Annotated in this window: 16 protein-coding genes and 2 pseudogenes; 11 read left to right on the top strand and 7 right to left on the bottom strand. The window is 67.0% G+C overall.

The window, feature by feature from the left end:
- Nucleotides 1–29: 29 nt before the first annotated feature.
- The 4 genes and pseudogenes from DFQ15_RS06155 to DFQ15_RS06140 all read right to left on the bottom strand — a co-directional run bounded on the left by DFQ15_RS06155 (nt 30) and on the right by DFQ15_RS06140 (nt 3,075).
- The gene (locus tag DFQ15_RS06155; RefSeq protein ID WP_110465129.1) at nt 30–653 is read right to left on the bottom strand and encodes a hypothetical protein; all 624 of its coding nucleotides are present in this window, start codon (nt 651–653) and stop codon (nt 30–32) included.
- A gap of 73 nt (nt 654–726) precedes the next feature.
- The gene (locus DFQ15_RS06150; protein ID WP_110465128.1) at nt 727–1,740 is read right to left on the bottom strand and encodes an HpcH/HpaI aldolase/citrate lyase family protein; all 1,014 of its coding nucleotides are present in this window, start codon (nt 1,738–1,740) and stop codon (nt 727–729) included.
- Nucleotides 1,741–1,868: 128 nt separating this feature from the next.
- A pseudogene (locus tag DFQ15_RS18185) lies at nt 1,869–2,042 on the bottom strand (trans-aconitate 2-methyltransferase); the annotation flags it as partial.
- Nucleotides 2,043–2,088: 46 nt separating this feature from the next.
- Nucleotides 2,089–3,075 carry a malate dehydrogenase gene (locus DFQ15_RS06140; RefSeq protein WP_110465126.1) on the bottom strand — a complete coding sequence of 329 codons (987 nt, stop codon included), beginning with the start codon at nt 3,073–3,075 and terminating at the stop codon, nt 2,089–2,091.
- Between the two features lie 255 nt (nt 3,076–3,330).
- Here DFQ15_RS06140 and DFQ15_RS06135 point away from each other — a divergent pair, with 255 nt between their 5' ends.
- The 11 genes and pseudogenes from DFQ15_RS06135 (at nt 3,331) to DFQ15_RS06090 (ending at nt 13,095) form a co-directional block, all read left to right on the top strand.
- A complete protein-coding gene (locus tag DFQ15_RS06135) occupies nt 3,331–4,125 on the top strand; it encodes a GntR family transcriptional regulator (protein WP_110465125.1) in 795 nt (264 codons plus the stop codon).
- Between the two features lie 140 nt (nt 4,126–4,265).
- A complete protein-coding gene (gene sdhC, locus DFQ15_RS06130) occupies nt 4,266–4,700 on the top strand; it encodes a succinate dehydrogenase, cytochrome b556 subunit (protein WP_110465124.1) in 435 nt (144 codons plus the stop codon).
- Nucleotides 4,701–4,715: 15 nt separating this feature from the next.
- Complete coding sequence (gene sdhD, locus DFQ15_RS06125; protein WP_110465123.1) at nt 4,716–5,081, top strand: succinate dehydrogenase, hydrophobic membrane anchor protein; 366 nt, start codon at nt 4,716–4,718, stop codon at nt 5,079–5,081.
- Nucleotides 5,082–5,086: 5 nt separating this feature from the next.
- Complete coding sequence (gene sdhA, locus DFQ15_RS06120) at nt 5,087–6,895, top strand: succinate dehydrogenase flavoprotein subunit (RefSeq protein ID WP_110465122.1); 1,809 nt, start codon at nt 5,087–5,089, stop codon at nt 6,893–6,895.
- 36 nt (nt 6,896–6,931) lie between these two features.
- On the top strand, nt 6,932–7,636 hold the full coding sequence (locus DFQ15_RS06115) for a succinate dehydrogenase iron-sulfur subunit (RefSeq protein ID WP_110465121.1): 705 nt from the start codon (nt 6,932–6,934) through the stop codon (nt 7,634–7,636).
- Nucleotides 7,636–7,896: pseudogene (locus DFQ15_RS17710) on the top strand (FAD assembly factor SdhE); the annotation flags it as partial. The gene DFQ15_RS06115 and the pseudogene DFQ15_RS17710, both read left to right, overlap by 1 nt.
- A 105-nt stretch (nt 7,897–8,001) precedes the next feature.
- Nucleotides 8,002–9,312, top strand: coding sequence for a citrate synthase (locus DFQ15_RS06110; protein WP_233504310.1), 1,311 nt, complete (start codon nt 8,002–8,004; stop codon nt 9,310–9,312).
- Nucleotides 9,313–9,654: 342 nt separating this feature from the next.
- Complete coding sequence (locus DFQ15_RS06105) at nt 9,655–10,776, top strand: S-(hydroxymethyl)glutathione dehydrogenase/class III alcohol dehydrogenase (RefSeq protein WP_110465119.1); 1,122 nt, start codon at nt 9,655–9,657, stop codon at nt 10,774–10,776.
- The gene (locus tag DFQ15_RS06100; protein ID WP_110465118.1) at nt 10,769–11,683 is read left to right on the top strand and encodes an alpha/beta fold hydrolase; all 915 of its coding nucleotides are present in this window, start codon (nt 10,769–10,771) and stop codon (nt 11,681–11,683) included. Before DFQ15_RS06105 ends, DFQ15_RS06100 begins: the two co-directional genes overlap by 8 nt.
- Nucleotides 11,680–12,561: an S-formylglutathione hydrolase gene (gene fghA, locus DFQ15_RS06095; RefSeq protein ID WP_110465117.1), complete on the top strand. Its 882-nt coding sequence runs from the start codon at nt 11,680–11,682 to the stop codon at nt 12,559–12,561. Before DFQ15_RS06100 ends, fghA begins: the two co-directional genes overlap by 4 nt.
- A 57-nt stretch (nt 12,562–12,618) precedes the next feature.
- Nucleotides 12,619–13,095 (top strand): ribonuclease HI family protein, encoded by a 477-nt coding sequence (locus DFQ15_RS06090; RefSeq protein ID WP_259292618.1) that lies wholly within the window; start codon nt 12,619–12,621, stop codon nt 13,093–13,095.
- Between the two features lie 252 nt (nt 13,096–13,347).
- Here the strand turns inward: DFQ15_RS06090 and DFQ15_RS06085 are convergent, their stop codons facing one another.
- From DFQ15_RS06085 to DFQ15_RS16995, 3 genes are all read right to left on the bottom strand, one after another.
- On the bottom strand, nt 13,348–14,436 hold the full coding sequence (locus DFQ15_RS06085) for a PA0069 family radical SAM protein (protein WP_110465115.1): 1,089 nt from the start codon (nt 14,434–14,436) through the stop codon (nt 13,348–13,350).
- A gap of 131 nt (nt 14,437–14,567) precedes the next feature.
- Entirely contained in the window at nt 14,568–15,050 is a 483-nt protein-coding gene (locus DFQ15_RS17000; protein WP_146228662.1) for a hypothetical protein, read from the bottom strand.
- A 149-nt stretch (nt 15,051–15,199) separates the two neighbouring features.
- A complete protein-coding gene (locus DFQ15_RS16995; protein ID WP_146228661.1) occupies nt 15,200–15,427 on the bottom strand; it encodes a hypothetical protein in 228 nt (75 codons plus the stop codon).
- Nucleotides 15,428–15,890 lie beyond the last annotated feature (463 nt).

Below are 15,890 nucleotides of genomic sequence, written 5' to 3'. Positions count from 1 at the left end.
CGCGTGGGCGGCCCGTCGGTGGATTTCGCTTACTTGGCGGCTTCCGCGCCGTCGGTCCTGGCCGGCTCCGCGGGGTCGAGCAGGCTGCGCTGCGGGCGCTTCTTCATCTCTTCGGCCATCGCGGTCTGCTGCGGGCTCTGGCATTCGTCGGCCAGGCGCTCGCCCAGCTTCTGGCTCATCAGCATCGACTTGTTGCCCAGTTGCAGCCACATCGCGCCGGCGCGCGGGTCTTCCAGACGGATCGCGCCGGTGCGGCTGTCGACCGGGTGCATCCGGTAGCGGACCTTGGCGGTGCGCACGGTGAAGAAGCCCGGCTTATTGGCATCGGGCGTGATCTCGACGTTGGCGCCCAGCTCGCATTTGATCGGGCCGGAATGCACGCGCTGCGCCACGGCCAAGTCGGCCTCGGACAGGGTCACGTTGGTGTCTTCGCTGACCGGGGTGACTTCTTCCACGGCCTTGGCGGCGGAGCGGGCGATCTTCGGACGTGGTTTCGGCTTGACCTTGCGGGCCGCGGCGTCGGCCGTTGCGGCAGGCTTGGCCGCCACCTTGGCGGGCGCGGCGGCTTTGGGCCTGGTGTCGGCGGCCTGGGCCAGGGCGATGCCGGGGGCCGCCAGGGCGACCAGGGTGCAAGCGATGAGGGTGTTCTTCATGGGGTTTCCAGAGATGGCGGGTGGTGGGAAATGCGGGGCGGGATGAAAGACGAAGTGGGTGGAGAGACAGGGATCAGGCGACCCCGCCGGGCGTGGCCACGAACCAGGGCCGCGCCTCGGCGGGGAGTGTCGCGCCGGTGCGGTGGGCACGCTCCAGCAGTTGCCAGAAATGGCGATAGCTGGCGCGGTCGTGCAGATGGCCCGCGAAGCTCACAGGCGCCCAGTCGGCTCGCTGGGCCGCCAGCATGATGCGGACGGCGGTGTCGACTTCGCGCGCATCGGGCGCGAAGGCTTCGAGGATCGGACGGATCTGCGCCGGATGGATGCTCCACATCCGGGTGTAGCCGAATTCGCCGGCGGCCCGCCGTACCGCGCGGCGCAGGGCGTCGGCATCGCCGAACTCGGTCACCACGCAATGCGACGGCACCTTGCCGGCGGCGTGCGCAGCGGAGGCGATCGCCAGCTTGGCCCGCACCACCAGCGGATGGGTGAACTGGCCGGCGGCGCCCATGCCGTCGGCCGGAATCGCCCCGGCGTGGGACGACACGAAATCCATCAGTCCGAAACTGAGCGATTGCACCTGCGGATGGGCCGCGATGTCGAAGGCACGGTGCACCGCGCCGGGCGATTCGATCAGCACCTGCAGCGGCAGGCCGGCCGCACCGGCGGCATCCAGAGCCCGCGCCGCACGGTCCACGTCGGCGACGGACTCGACCTTGGGCAGCATGGCATGCACCAGCCGGTGCCCGGCGCGGCCCACGATGGCCGCCACGTCGGCGTCGAACGCCGGGTGGTCCACCGCATGCACCCGCACCGCCACGCGGGCGCCGACATCGGCCGCGAGCGCCAGGCCGGCTACGAGGTCGGCATGCTCGGCCTCGCCGCCCACCGGTGCGCCGTCTTCGCAGTCGAGGGTCACGTCGAAGGGACAGACGCCGAACTCGGCGGTCATCTCGGCCTGCAGCTGCAGGCTCTTCTGCATACGCTTCTCGACGCCGCTGTAGTGGTCGCACACCGGCAGCGCCACGGCACCGGCCTGCGCACCGAGCAGCACCTGCCGGGGATGGGACGCGGGCACTGCGCTCATGCAGCGCGCTGGGCGACGAGGAACATGCGCGGGAAGGCGAGCAGGCGCTGTCCATCCGCACGCACCGGGCAGGCGGCATCGATGCGCCGGGTGTACGCGGCCAAGTGGCCGGACCGCAGGTCCGGCGGAAGGCGGGCGGCGGGAAAGCGGCGCACCAGCAACTCGGTCGAATTGCCGGGCCCGCAGCCGAGATCGACGACGCGGCGCGGCGCCTCCAGCGGCACACGCGCCAGCAGTTCGGCGGCCCTGCGGGTGCGCTCGTCCTCGAACTGCCGGTAGAGCAGGGGATTCCAGTCGCTCATGTCGAAGGGATGCTTTTGGTGCCGCGTCGAAACAACCCGGACCGGTTTACAGCAGGTGCTTGACGCCGGCCTGCTCGTCTTCCAGTTCCTTGAGCGTCTTGTCGATCCGCTCCTGGCTGAAGGCGTCGATCTCCAGGCCTTCGACTATTCTGTACTTGCCGCCGTCGGTGGTGACCGGGAATCCGAAGATCACGTCCTTCGGAATGCCGTACTCGCCGTTGGACGCAATACCCATCGTGACCCACTTGCCCTGCGAGCCCAGCGCCCAGTCGCGCATGTGGTCGATGGCGGCGTTGGCGGCCGACGCGGCCGACGACAGGCCACGGGCTTCGATGATCGCGGCGCCGCGCTTGCCGACGGTCGGCAGGAAGGTGTCGGCATTCCAGACCTGGTCGTTGATCAGGTCCTTGACCGCCTTGCCGCCGGTGGTGGCGAAGCGGTAGTCGGCGTACATCGTGGGCGAGTGGTTGCCCCAGACGGTCAGCTTCTCGATGTCGCCGACCTTGGTGCCGGTCTTGGCCGCGATCTGGCTGGCGGCGCGGTTGTGGTCCAGGCGCAGCATGGCGGTGAAATTCTCGCGCGGCAGGCTCGGGGCGCTCTTCATCGCGATGTAGGCATTGGTGTTGGCCGGGTTGCCCACCACCAGCACTTTGACATTGCGGCTCGCGACCTGGTCGAGGGCCTTGCCCTGGGCGGTGAATATCTGGGCGTTGGCGGCCAGCAGGTCGGCGCGCTCCATGCCGGGGCCGCGTGGGCGGGCACCGACCAGCAGGGCATAGTCGGCATCCTTGAAGGCGACCAGCGGATCGCCGGTGGGCACCACGCCGGCCAGCAGCGGGAACGCGCAGTCTTCCAGTTCCATGATCACGCCCTTGAGCGCCTTCTGGGCCTTCTCGTCCGGGATCTCCAACAGTTGCAGGACGACGGGCTGGTCCTTGCCGAGCATTTCGCCGGAAGCGATGCGAAACAGTAGGGCATAGCCGATTTGGCCTGCGGCGCCGGTGACGGCTACCCGGACGGGGGTCTTGCTCATGAGGGAAAGCTCCTGGATAGGGGATGAAAACGGTGCCCTGCCGCCTGTGTCCGCTCACGCCTCTTCGTCGATTCCAAGATCTGTCTCGGGTGCCGCGTGGCCGGCCAGGACAACTCGCGAGTGTACTGCCGTTTCCCGAACACCGGTCAATTTGTCTTATGTCTTATATAAGATATGATCGGGCGTGTCGCACGCCCCCGCATCGCGCCGGCGCGCTCCCACGGCGCGCATGGTCAGAGCCCACATTTTCCGCCCATGCATTCCCTCTCGCCGAACGCCGCTACCGCCGTGCCCGAGCCTGCGCCGCCGCAGGCCGGCACTCCCGCGTTCAGCCCGCTCTATCAGCAGATCAAGGGCCTGATTCTGCAGAGGCTGCAGGCGGGCGACTGGAAACCGGCCGAGGCGATCCCGAGCGAGATCGAGCTGGCCGCCCGCTTCCGGGTCAGCCAGGGCACGGTGCGCAAGGCGATCGACGAACTCGCGGCCGAGAACTTGGTGGTGCGTCGCCAGGGCAAGGGCACCTTCGTCGCCACCCATTCCGAGCGCCAGGTGCGCTACCGCTTTCTCAAGCTGGTGCCCGACCGCTCCAGCGACGGCTCGCCCGAGCCGGTGCAGGCCGACCGCAAGGTGCTCGACTGCAAGCGCATCCGCTCCTCGGCCGAGATCGCCCGCACCCTGCGCCTGAAGGCCGGGGAGCCGGTATTGCAGGCGCGGCGCATACTGTCGTTTTCGGGCGTGCCGACGATCTTCGAAGAACTGTGGTTGCCCGGCCAGCCCTTCAAGGGCCTGACGGCGGTCCGCATGGAGGAGCACCGCGGCCCGACCTATGCGCTGTTCGAGCTGGAATTCGGTGTCCGCATGGTGCGGGCGTCGGAGAAGCTGCGGGCGGTCGCGGCCACCGCCGAACAGGCCGGACTGCTGCAAGTGCCGCAGGGCAGTCCGCTTTTGAGCGTCGAGCGGCTGGCCTTCACCTACAACGACACGCCGATGGAACTGCGCCGCGGCCTGTACCGAACCGAGGGCTACCACTACCGCAACGACCTGAGTTGAGCCGGTCCGCACCCAGCCGCTTTTGCCGCGGAACTGTCAGGTTCCGCAAGCGTGGTCTTCGGGTGTAGTGCATTGCAATAGAATTTTGGGCTGTCTGCACCTGCCGGACGACGGACCCGATACCTCCACGAAAGCCCCCCATGCCAGAGCTAGCCAAGAAGCGGCCCGAGTTCCGCAATATCAATGCGTTCACCGATCTCACGACCTACCGGCTGCCCGCCGCGGGCTGGGTTTCGATCCTGCACCGCGTCAGCGGCGTGATCATGTTCGTGCTGATGCCGTTCATCATCTGGATGTTCGACGCGTCGGTGTCTTCGGAAATCTCGTTCGCCCGCTTCAAGCTGGCCTTCAACATGGGTGTGGGCTACGTGCCCGGTTTCTTCTTCAAGCTGGTGGCGCTGGCCCTGATCTGGGCGTACCTGCACCATTTCATCGCTGGCGTCCGCCACCTGTGGATGGACGTCGACCACCACGCGGTGGAAAAGACGAAAGGCGCCAATACCGCCGTCGCCGTACTGGTCCTGAGCCTCGGCCTCACGCTGGTGCTGGGCGCCAAGCTGTTCGGCCTGTACTGATCCAGGAGCACAAGAATGTCTGTCAACTATGGCTCCAAGCGCGTCGTCGTCGGTGCGCACTACGGTCTTCGCGACTGGATCGCCCAGCGCGCCACCGCGATCATCATGGCCCTCTTCACCGTCGTGGTGCTGGCCCAGGTCCTGCTGACCCGCGGCCCGATCGGCTACGACCGCTGGGCGGGCATCTTCTCGGCCCAGTGGATGAAGGTGCTGACCTTCGTCGTGATCGTCGCCCTGCTCTACCACGTGTGGATCGGCATGCGCGACGTGCTGATGGACTACGTCAAGCCCGTGGTGCTGCGCCTCGTCCTGCAAATCTTTTCCATCGCCTGGCTGGTCGGCTGTGCCGGCTGGGGCATCCAGGTGCTCTGGAGGCTCTAAGAAAAATGACCTACTCCACGAAAAACATCACCAAGCGCAAATTCGACGTCGTGATCGTCGGTGCCGGCGGTTCCGGCATGCGCGCATCGCTGCAACTGGCGCGTGCCGGCCTCAACGTCGCGGTGCTCTCCAAGGTCTTCCCGACCCGCTCGCACACCGTCGCGGCGCAGGGCGGCGTGGGCGCGTCGCTCGGCAACATGAGCGAGGACAACTGGCACTACCACTTCTACGACACGATCAAGGGTTCCGACTGGCTCGGCGACCAGGACGCGATCGAGTTCATGTGCCGTGAAGCGCCCAAGGTGGTCTACGAGCTGGAGCACTTCGGCATGCCGTTCGACCGCAACCCCGACGGCACGATCTACCAGCGACCGTTCGGCGGCCACACCGCCAACTACGGCGAGAAGCCGGTGCAGCGCGCCTGCGCCGCGGCAGACCGCACCGGCCACGCGATGCTTCACACGCTCTACCAGAAGAACGTCGAGTCGCACACCCAGTTCTTCGTCGAATGGATGGCACTCGACTTGATCCGCGACGACGACGGCGACGTGGTCGGCGTGACCGCGCTCGAGATGGAAACCGGCGACCTGCACATCCTGCAGGCCAAGACCGTGCTGCTGGCCACCGGCGGCGCGGGCCGCATCTTCCAGGCATCGACCAACGCCTTCATCAACACCGGCGACGGCCTGGGCATGGCGGCACGCGCCGGCATCCCGCTGCAGGACATGGAGTTCTGGCAGTTCCACCCGACCGGCGTGGCCGGCGCCGGCGTACTGTTGACCGAAGGCTGCCGAGGCGAAGGCGCGATCCTGCTCAACAGCAACGGCGAACGCTTCATGGAGCGCTACGCGCCCACCCTGAAGGATCTGGCGCCGCGCGACTTCGTCTCGCGCTGCATGGACCAGGAGATCAAGGAAGGCCGGGGCTGCGGTCCGAACAAGGACTACATCCTGCTCAAGCTCGACCACCTGGGCGCCGAGACGATCCGCAAGCGCCTGCCCTCGGTCGAGGAGATCGGGCACAACTTCGCCAACGTCGACATCACCCGCGAGCCGATCCCGGTGGTGCCCACCATCCACTACCAGATGGGCGGCATCCCGACCAACATCAACGGCCAGGTCGTCGTCCAGAACGCGGCCAACGAGAGCGAGGTCGTCAACGGCCTGTACGCGGTGGGCGAATGCTCCTGCGTCAGCGTGCACGGCGCCAACCGCCTGGGCACCAACTCGCTGCTCGACCTGCTGGTGTTCGGCCGCGCGGCCGGCAACCACATCGTCCAGTACAACGACAAGTTGAAGGAGCACAAGGACCTGCCTGCCACCTCGGCCGACCGCACCCTGGCGCGCCTGAACCAGCTCGAGGCATCCACCGACGGCGAATACGCCCAGGACGTGGCGGCCGAGATCCGCGCCAGCATGCAGCAGCACGCCGGCGTGTTCCGCCAGCAGGTCAGCATGGACGAAGGCGTGACCAAGATCGCCGCGCTGCGTGACCGGGTGGCGGGCATCACGCTCAAGGACAAGTCGAAGGTGTTCAACACCGCACGCATCGAGGCGCTGGAAGTCGACAACCTGATCGAGGTGGCCCAGGCCACGATGGTATCGGCGGCGGCCCGCCACGAATGCCGCGGCGCCCACACGGTCGACGACTACGAGCGCCCGGCCGACGACGCGGAGTTCCCGCTCGGCCGCAACGACGCCGAGTGGATGAAGCACACTCTGTGGCACAGCGCGACCAACAGCCTGGCCTACAAGCCGGTCCGCATGAAGCCGCTGACCGTCGATACCGTGCCGCCCAAGGTCCGGACGTTCTGAACGCCCGGCCCCAGAACAAACCTGCGAGAAGACAACATGCAAAAGCGCACATTCAACATCTACCGCTACGATCCGGACAAGGATTCCAGGCCCTACATGCAGACCATCGAGATCGAACTCGACGGCAACGAACGCATGCTTCTGGACGCCCTGATCAAGCTGAAGGCGGTCGACCCGACCATCGCCTTCCGCCGCTCGTGCCGCGAAGGCGTCTGCGGCTCGGACGCGATGAACATCAACGGCAAGAACGGCCTGGCCTGCCTGACGAATCTTCGCACCCTGAAAGACCCGATCGTCATCAAGCCCCTGCCCGGCCTGCCGGTCATCCGCGACGTGATCGTGGACATGACCAACTTCTTCACCCAGTACCACTCGATCAAGCCTTACCTGGTCAACGACACGCCGCCGCCCACCAAGGAACGGCTGCAGTCGCCCGAGGAGCGCGAGGAACTCGACGGCCTGTACGAATGCATACTGTGCGCGAGCTGCTCGACCAGCTGCCCGAGCTTTTGGTGGAACCCCGACAAGTTCGTCGGCCCCGCCGGCCTGCTGCAGGCCTACCGCTTCATCGCCGACAGCCGCGACGAGGACACCGGCGCCCGCCTCGACAACCTCGAGGACCCGTACCGCCTGTTCCGCTGCCACACCATCATGAACTGCGTCGACGTGTGCCCGAAGGGACTCAACCCCACCAAGGCGATCGGCAAGATCAAGGAACTCCTGGTTCGCAGGACGGTGTGATGCAGACGACGGCGGACGACGCATTGCTCGACGAGCGGGCCCTCAGCAAGCTGCACTGGCGCTGCCGGCGGGGCCTGCTGGAAAACGACCTGCTCATCGAGCGCTTCTTCGCTCGCCACGAGCAGACGATCACGGTGCGGCAGGCGCGCGGCCTGGGGCTGCTGATGGACCTGTCGGACCACGACCTGCTCGACCTGGTGCTGCGCCGCAAGAATCCCGAGGGCGCGCCGGCCGAGGCGCCCGAGGCACGCGAGGTGCTGGACATGTTGAGAGTCCGATCGGCCTCCCCGCCCCTTGCAGACCACCGATTTCAACGAGACGCTCCGAACGGGATTCCCGCAACGGGCACCAACCAAGGAAAGCACATGAAGCTAGCGGACAACAAAGCCACCCTGTCGTTCAGCAACGGCAGCCCGAGCGTGGAGCTTCCGGTTTACCAGGGCAGCATCGGCCCGGAGGTCGTCGACATCCGCAAGCTCTATGCGCAGACGGGCATGTTCACCTACGACCCGGGCTTTCTTTCCACGGCGGCGTGCCAGTCGGGCATCACCTACATCGACGGCGACAAGGGCGAGCTGCTCTACCGCGGCTACCCGATCGAGCAGCTGGCGCAGAACTGCGACTACCTCGAGACCTCGCACTTGTTGCTCTACGGCGAACTGCCGGACGCCGAGAAGAAGGCCGACTTCGAGAGGCTCGTGACCAACCACACGATGGTCAACGAGCAGATGCAGTTCTTCCTGCGGGGCTTCCGACGCGACGCGCATCCGATGGCGGTCATGACCGGCCTGGTGGGCGGCCTTTCGGCCTTCTACCACGACAGCACCGACATCAACAACCCAGAGCACCGCGAGATCTCGGCGATCCGCCTGATCGCCAAGATGCCGACGCTGGTCGCCATGGCCTACAAGTACGGCATCGGCCAGCCTTACATGTATCCGCGCAACGAACTCAGCTACGCCGGCAACTTCCTGCACATGATGTTCGCCACGCCGTGCGAGGAATACAAGGTCAGCCCGGTGCTCGAGAAAGCCCTGGACCGCATCTTCATCCTGCACGCCGACCACGAGCAGAACGCCTCCACCTCCACCGTGCGCCTGTGCGGCTCGTCGGGCACCAATCCGTTCGCGGCCATCGCGGCCGGCGTGGCCTGCCTCTGGGGTCCGGCCCACGGCGGCGCCAACGAGGCGGCGCTCAACATGCTCTACGACATTCAGAAGGCGGGCGGCGTCGAGAAGATCGGCGAGTTCATCAAGCAGGTCAAGGACAAGAACTCCGGCGTCAAACTGATGGGCTTCGGTCACCGGGTCTACAAAAACTACGACCCGCGCGCCAAGCTGATGCAGGAGACCTGCAAGGAAGTGCTGGGCGAGCTGGGCCTGGAAAACGATCCGCTCTTCAAGCTGGCCATGGCCCTCGAGAAGATCGCCCTGGAGGACGACTACTTCGTGCAGCGCAAGCTCTACCCGAACGTCGACTTCTACTCGGGCATCGTGCAGCGCGCGATCGGCATCCCGGTGCCACTGTTCACCGCCGTGTTCGCCCTGGCGCGCACCGTCGGCTGGATCGCCCAGCTCAACGAGATGATCGGCGACCCCGAGTACAAGATCGGCCGTCCGCGCCAGCTCTTCGTCGGCTCCGAGCGCCGCGACGTGCAGCCGCTCGACAAGCGCTGATCCTGCTGCGGCTTTCGGGCCGCATGCACCGAGGCCCGCCGCGTGCGGGCCTTTTCGTTTCCGGATGCATCGCCACGCGGCGAAGGCGACAAGCCCGCTTGCTACACATTCAATAGCTAGAGGCCGGCGCAGTAAGCCGGCTACAGGCACATTTCGCTTGTAATTCCGGCCTCGTCTGGCCTGTGCTGGCAGAAGGCGACCGCCTACCGAACTTCCCCACCGGGAAATCCGCCGCGCGCGTCGGGATAAGCTGGTGGCCGCTACGATGGGCTTCTGCACCGAACGCCCGCCAGCGTGCTCCGCTGCCACCCGCACCTCATTCCACTCCACCCCGTACTTCCCATGAAAACCAAAGCCGCCGTCGCCTGGCAATCGGGCCAGCCCCTGACCATCGAAACCGTGGACCTCGACGGACCGCGCTTCGGCGAAGTGCTGGTGGAACTCAAGGCCACCGGCATCTGCCATACCGACTACTACACCCTGTCGGGCGCCGATCCCGAGGGCATCTTCCCGGCGATCCTGGGACACGAAGGCGCGGGCATCGTGGTCGACGTCGGCCCTGGCGTGACCACGCTCAAGAAGGGCGACCACGTCATTCCGCTCTACACGCCGGAGTGCCGGCAGTGCAAGTTTTGCCTGTCCCGCAAGACCAACCTGTGCCAGCTGATCCGCGGCACCCAGGGCAAGGGCCTGATGCCCGACGCCACCAGCCGCTTCAGCCTTGCGGCCAATCCGATCTTCCACTACATGGGCACCAGCACCTTCAGCAACTACACGGTGGCGCCCGAGATTTCGCTGGCCAAGATCCGCGAGGACGCGCCCTTCGACAAGGTCTGCTACATCGGCTGCGGTGTCACCACCGGCATCGGCGCGGTGCTGTTCACCGCGCAGGTGGAAGCCGGCGCCAACGTGGTCGTCTTCGGTCTGGGCGGCATCGGCCTGAACGTGGTCCAGGGCGCCAAGATGGTGGGTGCCGACAAGATCATCGGCGTAGACCTGAACCCCGAGCGCGAGGCGATGGCCCGCCAGTTCGGCATGACCCACTTCCTGAATCCGAAGGACATCGAGGCGGCCGGCGGCAACATCGTCGAGGCGATCCAGCAACTGACCGACGGCGGCGCCGACTACAGCTTCGAATGCATAGGCAACACGAAGGTGATGCGCCAGGCGCTGGAGTGCACCCACAAGGGCTGGGGCCGCAGCATCATCATCGGCGTGGCCGAGGCCGGTGCCGAGATCAGCACGCGACCGTTCCAGCTGGTCACCGGCCGCAAGTGGGAAGGCTCGGCCTTCGGCGGCGCCCGCGGCCGCACCGACGTGCCGAAGATCGTCGACTGGTACATGGAAGGCAAGATCAGCATCGACCCGCTCATCACCCACACCATGCCGCTCGAGGACATCAACAAGGGCTTCGACCTGATGAAGCGCGGCGAATCGATCCGCGGCGTTGTTCTGTATGACTGAAAGCCTGGGCACCCTGCGCCGGGTGCGGGCCGGCGTGCTGGACGTCGCCTTCCATGAGAGCGGCCCGGCCGACGGCACGCCGGTCGTGCTGCTGCACGGCTTTCCGTACGACGTGCAAGCCTACGCCGAGGTGGCGCCCCTGCTGGCCGCCCGAGGCTGCCGGGTGGCGGTGCCCTACCTGCGCGGCTGCGGCCCGACGCGGTTCGTCGACGCGGCCACGCCCCGCTCGGGCGAGCAGGCGGCCCTGGGCCAGGACCTGCTGGCCCTGCTCGACGCGCTGGCGATGCCCCGCGCGGTGCTGGCCGGCTACGACTGGGGCGGCCGCGCCGCCTGCATCGTGGCGGCCCTGCAGCCCGAGCGCTGCGCCGCCCTGGTCTCCTGCAACAGCTACAACCTGCAGCACATCGCCAGCGCGCTGGAGCCGGCCGCGCCCGAGCAGGAAGCGCGGCTCTGGTACCAGTACTACTTCCACGGCGACCGCGGCCGCGCCGGCCTGCAAGCCCATCGCGCGGCGCTCTGCCAGCTGCTCTGGCGGATGTGGTCGCCCACCTGGGCCTTCGACGACGCGACCTTCGCGCGCAGCGCGGCGTCGTTCGACAACCCCGATTTCGTGTCGGTGGTGATCCACTCGTACCGCCACCGCTACGGCCTGGTCGCGGGCGACCCGGCCTGCGCCGCCACCGAGGCCCTGCTGGCGCAGCAGCCCGCCATCGGCGTGCCCACCATCACGCTCGACGGTGCCGACGACGGCGTGATGGCCCTCGGCGGCACCGCCGACCACGGCCACCATTTCACCGGCCCGCGCGAGCACCGCGTCGTGCCCGGTGCCGGCCATAACCTTCCGCAGGAAAAGCCGCAGGCGTTCGCCGACGCGGTGGCCGACCTGCTGCACGGCTTGCGTCCATGACCGACACCACCGACACCGGCACCGCCGCCTTCACCCTGCGCTCGGCGCACCGCTGCTTCGACGGCACCCAGAGCTTCTACGAGCACGCCTCCGGCACCGTCGGCCTGCCGATGCGCTTCTCGGTCTTCCTGCCGCCGGCGGCGCGGCACGGGCCTGTGCCCGCGGTGGTCTACCTGGCCGGCCTGACCTGCAACGAAGAGACTTTCCCCACCAAGGCCGGTGCCCAGCGCCGTGCCGCCGAACTGGGCCTGGCCCTGATCGCGCCCGACACCAGCCCGCGCGGCGCCCAGGTGCCGGGCGAGGCCGACAGCTGGGATTTCGGCGTCGGCGCAGGCTTCTACCTGGATGCGACCGAAGCGCCGTGGGCCTTTCATTGGCGGATGGAGAGCTACCTGCTCGACGAGCTGCTGCCGCTGCTGCAGGCCGCGCTGCCGATGGCGGCCGACAAGCTGGGCATCTTCGGCCATTCGATGGGCGGCCATGGCGCGCTGACGCTGGCGCTGCGGCACCCGGGCCGCTTCCGCTCGGTATCCGCCTTCGCCCCCATCGCCGCGCCCACCCAATGCGCCTGGGGCGAGAAGGCCTTCGTCGGCTACCTGGGCGCCGACCGCAGCACCTGGGCCGCGCACGACGCCAGCGCGCTGATGCAGGGGCTGTCGGTGGCACCGTACCCGCAGGGCATCCTGGTGGACCAGGGCCTGGACGACAAATTCCTGCACCAGCAGCAGTTGCGCCCCGAGCTGTTCGAGGTCGCCTGCGCCCAGGTCGCGCAACCGCTGACGCTGCGCCGACACGCGGGGTACGACCACGGCTACTACTTCGTCTCGACCTTCGTCGACGACCACCTGGCGCACCACGCGGCGACGCTCTGCGGCTGAGCGGTGGCGGCACCCGCGGCCGACCCGGCCGGCCTGCGAACGCCTTCGACGGCCATCGTGTCTCACGACACGGCGGCGGTACACCCAGCGGGCGCCCCGCTCTGGTGGACCCTCCACTGCGACGGCAGCGCGATGCCCAACCCCGGCCGGATGGGCCTGGGCGCGGTGCTGGTCGCGCCCGACGGCGAGCGGCACACTCTCTCGCGCCTGGCACCCGGCACCGGCTGCAACAATGAAGCCGAGCTGCGCGCCTTGATCGCCGCGCTGGACGAAGCCCGCGCCCATGGTGCCACGGCCGTGCGCATCCACACCGACAGTGGCACCGTGGTGGCGCACCTGGGGCCTGCGGCTCCCGCCCCCATCGCGCACCTGGCAGACGCGTTCGCCGACGCCCGCACGCGCCTCGCCGCCTTCGCCCCGGCCGACCTGCGTTGGATTCCCTGCCACCGCAACGCGGAGGCGGATGCACTGGCACGCGCCGCACTGGGTCTGCCGCCCCGGTCGGTCGCCGTGGCGCGCAAGCGAAGACGCTGAGGGCGGATGCCGGGCAGCATGCAGCGCGCGCCGGGCGCCGCCGGCATCACCCGCGCCCTGTCGCACAGCGAAGGCTGGCTGCTGCGGACGCGGCGCGCCATCATGGGCCGCGTGCTGGCTCTGCCGGCGGTGCGCATCGCGCGGGACAGCCGTAGGATCGGCAGCCGATTCGCTATTTTTTTAATAGTTGACGGCCGGCGTTCCGCAAAGGCTTACGGATTAGCGGGCCGACATCTGCGGGCCGCAGCGTCATCAGAACAGGCTGCCCTGCCCTTGCGGCCCCGGCGGGCGAAACTGCTGGATGTCCAGCGCGATGCGCTGGCGGCTGAAGCCAAGCCGGTGGGTGGCCTTCTCGAAGCGTTGGCGAATCAGGTCGGCCCAGAGGCCGCCGCCCTTCATCCGGGTGGCGAAATCCGCGTCGTAGTCCTTGCCGCCGCGCATGTCCTGGATGCGGGCCATGACCCGTGCGGCGCGGTCGGGGTAGTGCACCTGCAGCCACTGCTTGAACAGCGGCGCCACCTCCCAGGGCAGCCGCACCACGGTGTAGAACGCGCTCTGCGCGCCGGCCTCGCGTGCGGCGGCCAGCACCTGCTCCATGTCCTCGGTGATGAACGGAATCTGCGGCGCCACGCTCACCCCCACCGGAATGCCGGCCGCGACCAGCGTGCGGATCGTGCGCAGCCGGCGGTGCGGGGCGGCGGCGCGCGGCTCCAGGATGCGGGTCAGCCGGGCGTCCAGCGTAGTGATGGTGATGTAGACCGCCGCCCGGTTCTCCGCGGCGGCGGCGCCCAGCAGGTCGATGTCGGCCTCGACCGCGCTCGACTTGGTCACCAGGCCGAACGGGTGGCGGGCCTCGTGCAGCACCGCGATCGCCGCGCGGGTCAGCCGCAGCTCGCGCTCCACCGGCTGGTAGCAATCGGTCGCGGTGCCGATCGCGATGTGGCTCGGCCGGTAGCCGGGCCGTGCGATCTCCTGGCGCAGCACCGCGGCCAGGTTGCGCTTGGCGATGATCTTGGTTTCGAAATCCAGGCCCGGCGACAGGTTGAGGTAGCTGTGCGTGGGCCGGGCGAAACAGTAGATGCAGCCGTGCTCGCAGCCGCGGTACGGATTGAGCGACGCGTCGAACGGGATGTCGGGGGAGTCGTTGCGGCTGATCGCGCTCTTGCAGTCCTCGAAGCGCACCTCCGTCGGCGACTGCGCGGGCCGGTCGGCCTCGAGCGCGTCGATCGAGCCCCAGCCGTCGTCGTAGGCATCGCGTTCGGCCGATTCGAACCGGTGCGCGATCCGCGTGGCCGCGCCGCGGCCCTTGAGGGCATGGAGGGGGATGGTGACGTCGGACATGGCGGCTCGGCTGCTGTTCAAATATAAAGCACCCTGCGCCGCTGTGCTGTTCGCGCCCGAGAGTGGCATGCGTGCGCACCGGGCCCTGCCTAACCGGATGCGGGCCGGCCGAAGCACCGGACCGATGCAGATCAACAGCCTGCGTTCGCGCGTGTCGCACCGAGGCGGCCGGATGCACCAGGATACTCGAAGACGTCGAAATCGATGTACGAGGGCTCGCCATCGGAAAACAGGCGCTCGTGAATTTCCAGTTCGTATCGGAGCGAATTTTCTCTTTGGCGAAATTCATGCGAGGCATTTTCGTTCATTCCCCCGGCCAGTGCCTCCACGAGTTCATCTTGCAGCCTGTATGCCCGGCTTCTCCATTCATCCAGCACTGAACTCTGTTCCAGACGAAGGGCGCGGCTCAGAAGCCCGATCACATTGACGAAAGTTTCGTTTTCCGTGGCATCGATGCTTTCCAAAGCCACTCCGCGACGGCTGAAGTCTTGAAGAAAACCTCTACCTGCGCGCATCGCGGTTGAAGCATTAGATACGGTACGTCCGGCTACATCGGATCGCGCACGCAGCGAGAAAGTGCTGCCGGACAAACACCCTGTACGCATATTTCCCATTGAGCACTCCCTTCGCTGAAGGCGTATTTTTATCAAGCGAGCGGTACCACGACGTGCCGGCCTGCGAAGCGCCGTGGCAGAATTCGAAACAAGACCGAAACCTGTGCGCAAGACCCGCGCTACGATCTGCGCCAGGATCGTGGATCCGATCAACGACCTGTGGCAGGATATTCAATCGAATCCCATTCGGGCGACGACCTTCCGCTATCGGGAGGTGTGCGTTCGAATGCCGCCATTTGCTCTCGAAGGTCATCTGCTCTCAGGGTTAATATATTCAGATCATTTTCGTTCAGACCCATGACCCGCGCCGCCGCGATTTCACCCTGCAACTCATACGCAGGGCCTAAAATCAGCGCCAGCTCGGGGCTCGCCACCATGCTATTTCCACGGGTTAGAAGTTGGTTCACGACGTTATATAACGCGTCGGCCCTTGCAAGGAGATTTTCCGTATCAAGCTCTGGCGAGTTCACCGTTCGGCGGCGAAGATTTCGAAGAGGGCCTCCACGCCCGGGCATCGAATTCGAACCGCCCAGCACCGTATCCTGGGATATATCGGATAGGCCAGTCGGCGAACGGACATTGGAAGACACGCCTCCTGCACATATGTTTCCCATAAAAAACTCCTTTCGATCAAAAGAAGTTTTTTATGGGATAAAACCGCCAGGTAATGCCGGTGTGCGAATCGCCGCGCCGGAATGCGAAAAACCAGAATGAAACCCGTTGTGTGCGGCACGGCCCCTCGGCAAGCGAATGCAGGGAACGGATCGCCGATATGCCGCTCGCCGTGGGACGACCCGCGCGGCACGCAGATCGTCGGGCTCGGGGCAGCGGTCGTGCCGT

This window comes from Xylophilus ampelinus, from assembly GCF_003217575.1.
In the GTDB taxonomy this organism is placed as follows: Bacteria; Pseudomonadota; Gammaproteobacteria; order Burkholderiales; family Burkholderiaceae_C; genus Xylophilus; species Xylophilus ampelinus.
The sequence above is the reverse complement of the archived record's forward strand: the minus strand, read 5'-3'. Positions and strand labels throughout refer to the sequence as shown.